The organism is Nitrospirillum amazonense (assembly GCF_029594735.1).
Lineage (GTDB): Bacteria > Pseudomonadota > Alphaproteobacteria > Azospirillales > Azospirillaceae > Nitrospirillum > Nitrospirillum amazonense.
The window spans coordinates 1,064,476-1,077,530 of the sequence record NZ_JARPAF010000004.1 but is presented as its reverse complement, the minus strand read 5'-3'; the positions used below and the strand labels follow the sequence as shown (position 1 = coordinate 1,077,530).

At 67.2% G+C, this 13,055-nt stretch carries 7 protein-coding genes; all 7 read right to left on the bottom strand.

What is annotated here, in order from left to right:
* Nucleotides 1-24: 24 nt before the first annotated feature.
* Entirely contained in the window at nt 25-1,188 is a 1,164-nt protein-coding gene (locus P5F91_RS25545) for an ABC transporter permease (protein ID WP_277908633.1), read from the bottom strand.
* Nucleotides 1,185-1,880 (bottom strand): ABC transporter ATP-binding protein, encoded by a 696-nt coding sequence (locus tag P5F91_RS25540; RefSeq protein WP_145610039.1) that lies wholly within the window; start codon nt 1,878-1,880, stop codon nt 1,185-1,187. The genes P5F91_RS25545 and P5F91_RS25540 overlap by 4 nt, the downstream gene beginning before the upstream one ends.
* A 60-nt stretch (nt 1,881-1,940) precedes the next feature.
* A complete protein-coding gene (locus tag P5F91_RS25535) occupies nt 1,941-3,005 on the bottom strand; it encodes an efflux RND transporter periplasmic adaptor subunit (protein ID WP_145610038.1) in 1,065 nt (354 codons plus the stop codon).
* A gap of 191 nt (nt 3,006-3,196) precedes the next feature.
* Entirely contained in the window at nt 3,197-5,134 is a 1,938-nt protein-coding gene (gene cysN / locus P5F91_RS25530) for a sulfate adenylyltransferase subunit CysN (RefSeq protein ID WP_145610037.1), read from the bottom strand.
* Nucleotides 5,134-6,027: a sulfate adenylyltransferase subunit CysD gene (gene cysD / locus P5F91_RS25525; protein ID WP_145610432.1), complete on the bottom strand. Its 894-nt coding sequence runs from the start codon at nt 6,025-6,027 to the stop codon at nt 5,134-5,136. The genes cysN and cysD overlap by 1 nt, the downstream gene beginning before the upstream one ends.
* A gap of 376 nt (nt 6,028-6,403) precedes the next feature.
* Nucleotides 6,404-10,813 carry a CHASE domain-containing protein gene (locus P5F91_RS25520; protein WP_277908632.1) on the bottom strand — a complete coding sequence of 1,470 codons (4,410 nt, stop codon included), beginning with the start codon at nt 10,811-10,813 and terminating at the stop codon, nt 6,404-6,406.
* A gap of 162 nt (nt 10,814-10,975) precedes the next feature.
* Nucleotides 10,976-12,925: a CocE/NonD family hydrolase gene (locus P5F91_RS25515; RefSeq protein WP_040847087.1), complete on the bottom strand. Its 1,950-nt coding sequence runs from the start codon at nt 12,923-12,925 to the stop codon at nt 10,976-10,978.
* Nucleotides 12,926-13,055: the final 130 nt, after the last annotated feature.

Here is a 13,055-nt window from a genome sequence, read left to right as displayed (position 1 = left end):
ACGTTGTTTCCTTCCGAGGGCGGGTCACAGGCGCCCGAGGGCGGTGACGATGTTCAGGCGCAGCGCGTTCCAGGCCGGCAGGAAGCCGGTCACCACCCCGAGAAGCAGCATGAAGGCCACACCCAGGCCGGCGACGGGCAGAGTGAGCGCCAATCCCGGGATGGCGCCCGACGCGGCCTTGGACAGCACTGTCACCAGCAAGCCGGCCACCAAGAGCCCCGGCACGCCGCCCAGCAGGGACAGCAGCACGGATTCCCCCAGCACCTGGCGCCAGATGCGCCACGACGGGAAGCCGAGGGTCTTCAGCACGGCAATCTCCTTGGTGCGCTCGCGCACCGCCATCACCATGGTGTTGCCCACGATCATCAGGATGGTGGCGAGGGCAGCCCCCACCACCAGGGTGATGATCAGGGCGATGTTGCCCAACTGGGCCAGAAAGGCCTTGCCGAACGCCTTTTCCGACTGGGTGTTGGTCTCCGCCGTGGAGTTGGCGAACATGTCGTCGATGGTGGCGGCCACCTTGTCATTCACCGCGGCGCTGTCCGTCTCCAGGGTGATCCAGCCGACCGTATCCTTGCCGAACGTCTTGCTTTCGTTGAAGTTCTCGTACTGGAAGATGATGAAGCTGGTGTTGAAGGATTCCTTCGCCGCATAGGCGATGCCGGCCACGGTCAGCTCCCAGGTGTGGCTGCCGTCGGCCTTGTTGGTGAAGATGTTGGAATTGATGGGAATGCGGTCGCCCACCTTCCAGCCGTACTTCGTGGCGATGGCCTCGCCCACCACCATGCTGGTGCGGTCGTGGATGAAGGTGTCGCGCTGCGCGGGATCGATGCGCAGGTCGTCGCGATAAATCCGCAGATAGCTTTCGGGATCGACGGCAAAGGTGCCGATCTGGTTGCGCGCGTCCTGGTAATAGCCGCCGAACCAGTTGGCAAAGGTGATGTTCTTTACGCCTTTGATGGCCGCGATCTTGCCGACATAGGCATAGGGCAGGGGCTGGATGAAGGTGATCTTGTTCACCACCACCAGCCGGTTGTCGGCCGACGAATCCACGCCATGCTCGAAGGCGTAGTTGATGCTGCCCAGCACGCCATAGATGACGAAGGCCACGAAGATGGCCAGCATCATCAGGAAGGTGCGCAGCTTGCGGCGGAACAGGTTGCGCCAAAGCAGGTAAAGGTCGCTCATGCCACCAGCTCCCGCTCGGTGAAGCGGCCCTTGTCCAGGTGTAGGGTGCGGCGGGCGTACTTGGCCGCCTCCGGATCGTGGGTGACCATGACGATGGTCTTGCCCATCTCCTGGTTCAGCAGCCGCAGCATGGCGAGGATCTCATCCGCCGTGGTGCGGTCCAGGTCGCCCGTGGGCTCGTCGCACAGCAGCAGCTTCGGGTCGGAGATCAGGGCGCGGGCGATGGCCACGCGCTGCTGCTGGCCGCCCGACATTTCCCGCGGGTAATGATCCGCCCGCTCCGCCAAGCCCACCAAGCTCAAGGCCGCCTCCACCCGTCGCTTGCGCTCTGCCCGGCTGAACGAGGTGAGCAGCAGGGGCAATTCAACGTTCCGCGCCGCCGACAGCGTGGGCATCAGGTTGTAGAACTGGAAGATGAAGCCGACATTGTGGGCGCGCCAGCGGGCCAACTGCCCCTCCGTCAGCGTGTCCACGCGACCGCCGTCGAAGGTGATGCTGCCCTCCGTCGGCTGGTCGATGCCGCCCAGCAGGTTCAGCAGCGTGGTCTTGCCCGAGCCGCTGGGCCCCATCACCGCCACGAAGTCGCCGGCGGGGATGCTGAGGCCCAGATGGTCGAAGATGGTGATGGTGTCCTTGCCCTTCACGAACCGCTTGGAAACGTCCTGCAGGTGAATCAGCGTCTGGCCCGTCATGGCCTCAGGCTCCCGATTGTGGTCGTGGGACGATGGGATGGGGTGGGCTGGGTGGCCGGATCAGCCGCCCTTGCCCTCATTCAGGAAGGTCACCTTGGCCGCCATGTTGGGCAGGATGCGGGGATCCTTGACCGCGATGGTCACGCGCACCTTGATGGTGGCCTTTTCCCGGCTGGCGGTGGGGATGATGGCCAGGACCGAGGCTGGCACCTTCCAGTCCGGGTAGGCGTCCAGCGTTGCCTCCACCTTCTGGCCGGGGCGGACGCGGGCGATGTTGGCCTCGTTCACCTCCACCTCGAATTCCAGGCTGTCCATGTCCACCAGGGTGCAGATGCCCGTGCGGGTGAACCCGCCGGACGACATGGGGGAAATGATTTCGCCCGGCTGGGCATTTTTTTCCGTGACCATGCCGGTGAAGGGCGCGCGGACCTGATAGCGGTCCACCATCTCCGCGTCATAGGCGACGGTGGCGCGGGCGGCGTTCACGTCGGCCTTGGACTTCACCAGTTGGGCGCGCAACGAGGCGGCGCGGGCGTCCGCCTTGATCAGGTCCGCCTCGCTGGAGAACTGGCGGCCGGTGAGGGCGCGCGTGCGTTCCAGCGTCTTTTCCGCGTCCACCAGATCCGCCTGGTTGGCGACCACAGCGGCCTCGGCCGAGGCCTGGCGGGCCCGGGCCAGATCCAGGTCGCTGCGGGCCAGAACGTCGTCCAGCGTGGCCAGCACCTGGCCCTTCTGCACCAGCATGCCTTCCTGCACCAGGACCTCGCGCACCCGGCCGGTAACGTCGGCGGAAACCGTGGCCACCCGTCGCGCCACGACATAGCCGGAACCAATGAGATTGCCGCTGCGCACCTCGGAGACCGGGGCGGCGGGCGTTGGCTGGGCCGGGCTGGCGGAGGTGCCGGGCGCAGGCTTGGCGGAAATGGTCGCCGGCGCCGGATCGGCGCCGGCGACGCGGTTGAGCAGGCCGGCGGACCAGGCAACCGCCACGGCGACCGCTACGACGGCCGCGCCAGCACCCAGGCCCAGGAGAAGGCCCCGCCCGCCGCCGCCTTGCCGCGCCGGTGGCGGCGCCGTCCGATCAATGGCGATGGACCGCAAAAGCTCCGCTTTGTCCCGCTGCACCTTGGCCCCCCGACTGGCACAATCCCCAACGGCATCATAGCGCGCCAGGCACGCTGCCGCACCACAAATGGTTGATCTGAAAGGCGGGCTGCACGCGAGGGCCACTTCGGAAGGGCCGAAGGGGGCCAAAAATGGCGAAGGGCCGGCGGATCGCTCCGGCCGGCCCTTTATTCAGGAACAAGCGCCCGCCGTCAGATGGCGGCGCCGTCCACCAGGTCGGCATCCTCATCGAAGCGGGACAGCAGCGTGAAGATGTGGTTGGCCGCCTGCTCGGCGGTCATGGCCTGGGTGTCGATGCGCACGTCGGGCGACTCCGGCGGCTCATAAGGGCTGTCGATGCCGGTGAAGTTCGGGATCTTGCCGGCGCGCGCCTTGGCGTACAGGCCCTTCACATCCCGGCCCTCGGCCACCGCCAGGGGCGTATCCACGAACACTTCCAGGAACTCGCCCGGGCCCAGCAGCTCGCGGGCCATGCGCCGTTCCGCGCGGTAGGGGGAGATGAAGGAGACCAGGACGATCAGGCCGGCGTCGACCATCAGCTTGGACACCTCGGCCACGCGGCGGATGTTCTCCACCCGATCGGCGTCGGTGAAGCCCAGGTCGCGGTTCAGGCCGTGGCGGACATTGTCGCCGTCCAGCAGCATGGTATGGCGGCCATGGGCGTGCAGCTTCTTTTCCACCAAGTTGGCGATGGTGGACTTGCCAGCGCCCGACAGGCCGGTGAACCACAGCACGCGCGGACGCTGGCCCTTCATCTGCGAGCGGGCGCGCCTGTCCACGTCCAGCACCTGCCAGGGCACGGTGCGCACGATGGCGGACCGGATGAGGCCGGCGGCCACCGTCTCGTTGGTCAGGCGGTCGATGAGGATGAAACCGCCTGTGTCGCGGTTGTTGCGATAGACGTCGAAGGCGATGGCCTGGTCCAGGCTCAAGGTCGCCAGCCCCACCTCGTTCAGGCCCAGCGTCTTGGTGGCCAGCTGTTCCAGGGTATTGACGTTGATCTTGTGCTTCAGCGTCGCCACGGTGGCCGGCACCGACTTGGTGCCCAGCTTCAGGATGTAGGGGCGGCCGGGCAGCAGCGGCGCCTCCGACATCCAGACCAGCGTCGCCTCCATCTGGTCGGCCGCCTCGGCGGCCTCATCCAGGGTGGAGAGGATGTCGCCGCGGCTGATGTCGATTTCGTCCGTCAGGGTGAGGGTGACGGATTGGCCGGCCACGGCCAAGGGCAGGTCGCCGTCATGGGTGACGATGCGGGCCACCCGGCTTTCCTGGCCCGAGGGCAGGACGCGGATGCGGTCGCCCGGGCGCACCGTGCCGGCGGCGATGGTGCCGGCATAGCCACGGAAGTCCAGGTTGGGTCGGTTCACCCATTGCACCGGCAGGCGGAACGGCTGGCTGGCGCGCAGGTCCGCGACCTCGACCGTCTCCAGATGCCCGATCAGGGTGGGACCCTGGTACCAAGGCATGGCGTCGGTCAGGGTAGTGACATTGTCGCCCTTCAGCGCCGACAGCGGGATGGCCTGGATGTCGGTCAGGTCCAGCTGGCGGGCGAAGGCGCGGTATTCCGCGACCACGCGGTCGAAGACGGCCTGGTCATAGCCCATCAGGTCCATCTTGTTGACGGCCAGCACGATCTTCCGGATGCCCAGCAGGGAGACCAGGAAGCTGTGGCGCCGCGTCTGGGGCAGCACGCCCTTGCGCGCGTCGATCAGGATGATGGCGAGGTCGGCGGTGGACGCGCCGGTGACCATGTTGCGCGTGTACTGCTCATGTCCGGGCGTGTCGGCCACGATGAACTTGCGCCGGTCGGTGTTGAAGAAGCGGTAGGCGACGTCGATGGTGATGCCCTGCTCCCGCTCCGCCGACAAGCCGTCGACCAGCAGGGCGAAGTCCAGGTCGCCGCCCTGGGTGCCGACCTTGCGGCTGTCGGCCTCCAAGGTCGCCAACTGGTCCTCGAACAGCATCTTGCTGTCGTACAGCAGGCGGCCGATCAGGGTGCTCTTGCCGTCGTCGACGCTGCCGCAGGTGATGAAGCGCAGCAGGCTCTTGGACTGCTGGGCCGCGAGGTAGCGCTCGATCTCGGACACGCCTGGCTCCGGCGTCTCGGGCAGGGGGGTATCGGGGGCCATCAGAAGTACCCTTCCTGCTTCTTCTGTTCCATGGAGGCGCCGCCGTCGCGGTCGATCACGCGGCCCTGGCGCTCCGACGTGCGGGCCAGCAGCATCTCGCGGATGATGGCGGGCAGGCTGTCGGCGTCGCTGTCGATGGCGCCGGTCAGCGGGTAGCAGCCCAGGGTGCGGAAGCGCACGCGGCGCATCTGCGGCGTCTCGCCGGGCTTCATGGGCAGGCGGTCGTCATCAACCATGATCAGGGCGCCGTCACGCTCCACCACCGGGCGTTCGGCGGCGAAATACAGCGGCACGATGGGGATGTTTTCCAGGTAGATGTATTCCCAGATGTCCAGCTCGGTCCAGTTGGACAGGGGGAAAACGCGGATGCTTTCGCCCTTGTTCTTGCGCGCGTTGTACAGCTGCCAGAGTTCTGGGCGCTGGTTCTTGGGGTCCCAGCGGTGCTGCTCATTGCGGAAACTGAAGATGCGCTCCTTGGCGCGGCTCTTCTCTTCGTCGCGGCGAGCACCGCCGAACGCGGCATCGAAGCCGTAACGGTCCAGCGCCTGTTTCAGCGCTTCCGTCTTCATCACCTGGGTATGGATGGCGGAGCCGTGGGTGAAGGGGCCGATGCCGCGCGCCAGGCCTTCCGGGTTGGTGTACACCAGCAGGTCCAGGCCCAGATCCACCGCCCGCTGGTCGCGGAAGGCGATCATCTCGCGGAACTTCCAGGTGGTATCCACGTGCAGCAAGGGAAAGGGCGGCTTGGCCGGATAGAAGGCTTTCATCGCCAGGTGCAGCATCACCGCGCTGTCCTTGCCGATGGAATAGAGCATGACCGGGTTCTGTGTTTCGGCCACCACCTCCCGCAGGATGTGGATGCTTTCAGCCTCAAGCCGCTGGAGATGGGTCAGCCGGGGGGCCGAAAGGGGGCCGGCAAGCGATACGGGAAGGGGGGAGGGGGGCTGTATGATGCTGTCCAACACTGCCGCGTCTTTCACGTCAATCACTCTGTCCGTCACGCCTAGGCCGCCGTCTTATACGGCTAACAGTCTAATCCGCCTGCGGTTGCACGCCAACGGACACGCTGCTGGTCGGCTGATTCCTCAATACCCTGTCAACAGACGTATAAAGGAAACTTTCACAGCGGGCATTGCGATTATGGAATTGCTGTGAGGGCGAAAAATACTTGGATGAACGGGTAATAAATAACACACTAACAGTGTATTTTTCGTTAACGGTCGAAGGCGGGCATAACTCCTAGGAAAACCTGGGTTACGGCCGGCCCGCTCAGTCCGCCGTTTCCAGGAAGCGTCGCCCCAGGGCCCGCCAAGATTGAGGCCCTATGGTGCCGATCAGGTCTCCCAGGGCCCGGGCGCGATCGGTGTCGCCGGCATCGCAGGCGGACTGAAGCTGGCGTGCGGCCTCCTCCAGCCGTCTTAATCCACAATTTCCCGCCGTAGAAATAAGGTCATGGGCCTGTTGCCCCAACGTGTGCAGGTCGGTCCTGTCACCCGCGGCCGCAAGGCTTGCCACCCTGTCCACCCGGGTCGCACCGTTGCCGATGAAATCGCGCACCAGCCGGTCAAAGGCGCCGGGGCCTGCCACCGGTTGCAGGCGGCCCAGGACCCCTTCTTCCAGCAGTGGCAGATCAGTCATGGCGTTCGCTGCCGGCATTGGTTCCGGCACTGCGAGAGGCTCGGGAGTGGGGGCTTCCAGCCGTGTGGCGGCGGAGACTCCGGCGCGGGACCAGTCATCGACCACCTGCAGGATCTGCTGTTGGCGGAAGGGCTTGTAGACGCAATCGTCCATGCCGGCGGCGGCGTAGTCGGCGCTCATCCCGGCCATGGCATTGGCGGTCATGGCCAGGATGGGGGTGCGGGCGCGGCCTTCCGCCGCCTCCGCCGCCCGGATGCGGCGCGTGGCCTCCATACCGTCCATCACCGGCATCTGCACGTCCATGAGCACGATGTCGTAGCGCTCCCGGGCGCAGGCCGCCACCGCCTGCGCGCCGTCCTCCACCACCGTGACCATGTAACCGGCCTTGCGCAGCATCAGGCTCGCCACCGCCTGGTTGGTGGGGTTGTCTTCCACCACCAGCACGCGGCGGCCCTGGCCGCCCGGCGCCGTTTCCGCCGCCGCCGGCCGGGGCGCGCAGGGCGGTACCAGGCAGCCGAAGGCGCGCGCCACAGCCTCGTTCAGGGACAGGCGGCGCACGGGCTTAGCCAGCATGGCGTCGTAGCGGGTGTCGACCGCTGGCTGGTCCGGTTCGATGGAACTGACCAGGATGATGCGCAGGTTCTGGAATCGGGCGTCGGCGCGTACCCTGGCCACCACCTCGGGCCCATTGAGGCCCGGCATGCGGTTGTCGATCAGCAGGATGTCATAAGGGTCGTCGCCACCCGCCGCCGACCACAGCCGCGCCAGCGCGGTTTCCCCGTCCGGCGCCTCATCCACGCGCAGGCCCAGGTCGAAGCTGAGGTTGTGGGTCAGGATCAGGCGGTTCATGGCCAGGTCGTCGACCACCAGGGCGTGCCGGCCGCGCACGCTTTCCAGCGAGGGCAGGGGCGCGTCGGCCGGCTCCGCCGGGGCCAGGGGTAATTCGAACCAGAACAGGGACCCTTGGCCCGGCGTGCTCTCCACCCCGATGTCACCCCCCATCAGCTCCACCAGCTGCTTGCAGATCGCTAGGCCCAGGCCGGTGCCGCCGAAGCGCCGGGTGACGCTGGCGTCTGCCTGAGTGAATTTCTGAAACAGGCGCTGGGCCTGCTCGTCGCTGAGGCCGATGCCGGTGTCCTGCACGGCGAAGCGCAGGCGCCGCGTACCGGGCGCGGTGCCGGCCAGGCAGGTGACGATGACGCTGACCCAGCCGCGGTCGGTGAACTTGACCGCGTTGCCGGCGAGGTTCAGCAGCAGCTGCCGCAGGCGGGTGGGATCGCCGCGCCAGTGCCGCCGCGCCTCTTCCACCACCAACACGCCCAGCTCGATACCCTTGTCGCGGGCGCGGGGCGCCAGGATGGCGGCCACTCCCTCTACCAGATCGCCCAGATCGAAGGACAGGTTCTCCAGGTCGACCTTGCCCGCCTCGAGCTTGGAGATGTCCAGGATATCGTTGATGACGCCCAGCAGGGCATCGGCGCTGTCGCGAATGGTTTCGGCGTAACCACGCTGTTCGGGGGTGAGGCCGCTGGTGTCCAGCAGCAGCTGCACCATGCCCACCACGCCGTTCATGGGCGTGCGCACCTCATGGCTCATATTGGCCAGGAAGTCGTTCTTGGCGCGGTTGGCCTCTTCCGCCCGCCGCTTTTCCGCGGCCAGGGCGCGGGCGCTCTCGCGCGTTGCCGTCACGTCCCAGTTCACGCCCACGATCTTGATGGCCTGGCCCTGGGCGTCGCGCTCCACCAAGCCGTTGGTCTTGATGTGACGGATGGCGCCATCGGGCAGGCGGATGCGGAACTCCGTATCTAGGGGCACTTCGCCACGTACGGCCGCCTGCACCTCCGCCTGCATGCGGCCCAGATCCTCGGCATGGCAGCGGGACTGCCAGGTGGCGAAGGTCAGAGGCCGTGGTGTGTCGGGATCGACGCCGTACATCTGGAACATGCGTTCGTCCCAGACCAGTTCCTGCGTCGCCAGATCGAATTCCCAGACGCCGATGCCGCCGGCCTGCGTCGCCAGGGTCAGGCGTTTGCCGGCGGCCATCAGCTTGGTGTTGATGGCGCTCAATTCCCGTGTCATGCCCTCGGCGATCGCCGTGGCGCGGGCGCGAACCAGGTGCAAATTGGCGGTCAATGCCGCCAGCATAAGCGAAATAAAGGCCAGGCTGGCGGCGGCCAGCGCGGCGCCCGCTTGGCCGGCGGTGGCGAAGCTGGCCGCCCGCGACCAGGCCAAGGTCAAGGCGTGACCGCCCTCATCCACGCGGCTCACCTGGTCCGGAGCACCCAGGCCCGAGGCTTTCAGGCCCACCCGCGCGGCCAGCCGGCCCCCCAAGGTGTCGGGTGTGATCTTGCGGTACAGCAGGGCGTCGGGCCGCGTCTCGCCGCCGTCGTAAACGGCGACGTTGACCTCGTCCACCATGTCGCGCAGCGCTTCGCGGAAGAACACCTCCGAAATAAAGGGGGCGAAGATCCAGCACTGCAGGGCGTGGCGGCGCTGCGCCACCGTATCCAGCGGCTTGCCGCGCGTGTAGACGGGAATGAAATAAAGGAAGCCCGCGCGCCGCTGCGCATCCTGCACCAGGATGATGCGCTTGGTCATGGCGGGCTGGCCGGTATCGCGGGCGCGAAAGGCGGCGTCGCGGCGGTTGGCCTCCGTCGCCACGTTCAGCCCCAGGGCGGCCGCGTTGGCGTCCGCGGGCTCGATATAGGTGATGACGTCGTATTCCAGTGCGTCGGCGAAGTCGTCCAGCACCGGTTCGGTGGAGGCGGCGCGCAGCCTGAAGTCAGGCGCGCCATCGGCCCGGACATGCGCCAGGAAGGCCTCCAGCCCATCGGTGGGCACGGGATAGACGACGCCGATGCCGTTGATGCCGGGATAGCGGCCGTCGATGTTGATGGTGCTGGCGAACGCCCGCCACTGATCGCGGCCCACGGGCAGGCCGGTGGCGTATAGGGCGGCGCCGGACTCCAGCGCGTTGGAATAGACCAGCAGGCGTTCGTGGATGCGCGCCATGGCATTGTCCACGATCTTGCCCAGGTGGGCCTCATCGCGGGAGCGGGCGATGTCCGTCCGGTCCAGGAAGACGCCGGCGGCCACCAGGCAGCCCACCAGGAAGACGACGGATCCCAAGCGCGCCGACTGCGGGGGAATGTCGGAGAAGACGATGGCGGTCAGGGCGAACGTCGCCAGCATGGCCTGCATGTTCAGCAAGCTTTCGTTCAGGGTGGCATCCATGAACGGGCCGATGCCGGCGGCCGTGCCCAGCACATAGACCGTGGCCGCCGCCAACACCACCAGGTGGGCCGCCGCCGGGCCGTAACGGCGGGCGGCCAGCAGGATGGCGGGATACAGCAGGAAGATGCCCAGCGCCGCGGCCGAGCCCAGCAGCGTCCGCGCCACGGGCAGGAAGGGCAGGGTCAGGGCCGCCAACGTCAGCCCCAGCACCGGCATCAGGCCACTGAACAGCGTGGCCCACAAGTGGGCGGGGCGGTAGTCGGCGGCCTTGGCTTCCCGCAGGGCCACCAGCAAGGCGGTGACGATCAGGATGCCCAGCGCATCGCCCGTCCACCAGGTGATCCAGATGGCGCCCAGGTTAACGTCCCAGGACAGGTTGCCCGCCACCAGCAAGGCGCTCACGCCGACGGTGGCGCTGCAGACGGGCGCCACGATGGCGGCCAGGCCATGGGCGGCGGCGCGGGATACCTGCAGCCTTTCCTTGTCGATGCCGTCGATGCGCGTGAACAGCAGGGCGCCCAGCATCGCCTCGCCCGTGTTGCCCAGCGCGATGAAGGCCGCTGTCAGCGGCCCCACGCCCGGGGTGAGCAGGTTGGCGATGAAGGCGCCGATGAGGACGAAGGGCCAGGCGCCCCGGCCGAAGATCAGCAGGCCCGCGACGGCCAGGCCGGAGGCGGGCCACACCGGGCTGGCGCTCTCGCTCAGGCTGGCCAGGGCCAGGCCCAGGCGTGCCGTGCCCAGATATGCCGCCGCCAGGAGCAGGACCTTGAACGAAGTCGCCAGGGCGTGCCCCGGGAGTGGACGCATGACGCCGCCTGTCTTCACGTGCGCGCCCTTGCCCGCACCCCTCACATCCGACAAGTCTACCGGCATGGGCCGGGTGATAGAAGCCGTGCAATCGGGGAGCGAAAAAATAAGCCGGGCGTGTGCCGCCCGGCTTTAAAACATGGGTTCGGCGGATTATTGCGCCTAGTTGGCGGGCACCACCGGCAGGTCGATGAAGCTGGCCTGCGCGCCCTGATGGAAGACGCGCTGCGTCGCCTTGCGATAGTCGCCGGGCTTGGCCAGGAAGATGTTGTCCACGAAGGTCTGCGGGTTGCGGTCGTACAGCGGGAACCAGCTGGACTGCACCTGCACCATGATGCGGTGGCCGGGCAGGAAGACGTGGTTGGCGTTGGGCAGCTCAAAGCGATAGCGCTGCACCTTGTCCGCCGGGATGGCGGTGGGGTGTTCCAGGCTGTCCCGGTAGCGGCCGCGGAAGATGTCCATGCCCACGGCCAGCTGATAGCCGCCCATCTCCGGCTGCGATGGCACCTCGTCGGGATAGACGTCGATCAGCTTCACCACCCAGTCGCTGTCGGTGCCGGAGGTGGAGGCGTAGAGGTTCACCACTGGCGCGCCACTGATCTTCATCGGCGCGGTCAGCACTTCGCTGGTGTAGACCAGCACGTCGGTGCGGTCGGCCACGGCCCGCTGGTCGGTGACCAGCCAGCGCTTCCAGGCGTCGCCATCGCCGAAGCGCACGGGACGCGGCACATAGGGCACAGGCTTGGCCGGGTCCGAGACGTACTCGTCATAGGCGGGGCCGCCCTTGGCCGGGGCCGTGAAGCCCAGGCCGCCGTTAGCCTGCAGGTACAGGGGCTTGGGCGTGGCGGCGCAGCCGGTGGCGCAGGAGGTCGGCCATTTCTGCAGGCGGCGCCAGACGTTGGTGCCGCTTTCGAACACCAGCACCGGCGGTGTGTCGGCCTTGGGCGCGCCGTCCTTCAGGTGTTCATCCAGGAAGGGCAGCATGGTGTTGCGGCGGAAATCCAGGGCGGTGTCGCCCTCGAACTTCAGCGGGCCCAAGGTGCTGCCGTCATAGTTCACGCCGCTGTGCCGCCAGGGGCCCAGCACCAGGTAGTTCAAGGTGTTGCTGGTGTCCTTGGGCTCGATCGCCTCATAGGTGTGGACGGCACCGTACATGTCCTCCTGGTCCCACAGGCTGGCCACGATCATGGTGGGCACGGTGGGGGTACGGGCGCCCAGGATCACGTCCAGCGCCTGGTTCTGCCAATAGGCGTCATAGGCCGGATGCTCGATCAGCTTGTGCCAGAAGGGCAACTGCTCCAGTCCGTATTGCCGGGCGAAGCCATCGGCGGAGCCGGCGCGCAGGAAGGCGTCGTAGTCGTCGTAGATGCCGCGCGGGATGTCGCTGCCTTCGCCCCTTACCGTCGTCTGGTGCTGGAAATAATCGAAGTTGGTCTGGCGGAAGGCGCCGTTGTGGAACCAGTCGTCGCCCTTCCAGCCGTCGACCATGGGGCTCATGGGCACGGCGGCCTTCAGCGCCGGATGCGGGTTCACCAGCGCCATCAGCACCGTGAACCCTTCGTAGGAGGAGCCCACCATGCCGACCTTGCCGTTGCTCTCCGGCACGTTCTTCACCAGCCAGTCGATGGTATCGTAGGCGTCGGTGGCGTGGTCGACCTCGCTGTCGTTCAGGGGGCCGCGCAGGGGCCGGGTCATGACGTAGTCACCCTCCGACCCGTATTTGCCGCGGATGTCCTGAAAGACGCGGATGTAGCCCTCGGCCACGAAGCTTTCGTCCCCCATGGCCAGCGTCGCCTGCATGTGCGGGCTGGTGGATCGTTTGGCGCGCTTGGTGGCGTTGTAGGGCGTGCGCGTCAGCATGATGGGGGCGCCCTTGGCACCCACGGGGATGACGATGACGGTGTGCAGTTTCACGCCGTCGCGCATGGGGATCATGACGTCGCGCTTGATATAGTCGGCGCCCTGGATGGTGCTGTCGACCTTGGCCGGGATGTCGGGCGCCAGGTAGGGGGTGGCCGGCGACGGCTGCGACGCCGTCTGGGCCAGGGCCGTCGTGGCCAGCAGCACGCCGATGCCCACGCCCGCGCCGGCACGGGCCAACCCACCGGCCATTCGTCCCACCTTGAACCACGCCATGAACCTTGCCCCTTTATCCGATATCCCTTTGGCCCATCTGCCGTGGGCGGGATGAACGATACCGGGGTAGGCGCTCTGGTCAAATGGCGTTCGGTAACGGAACTGT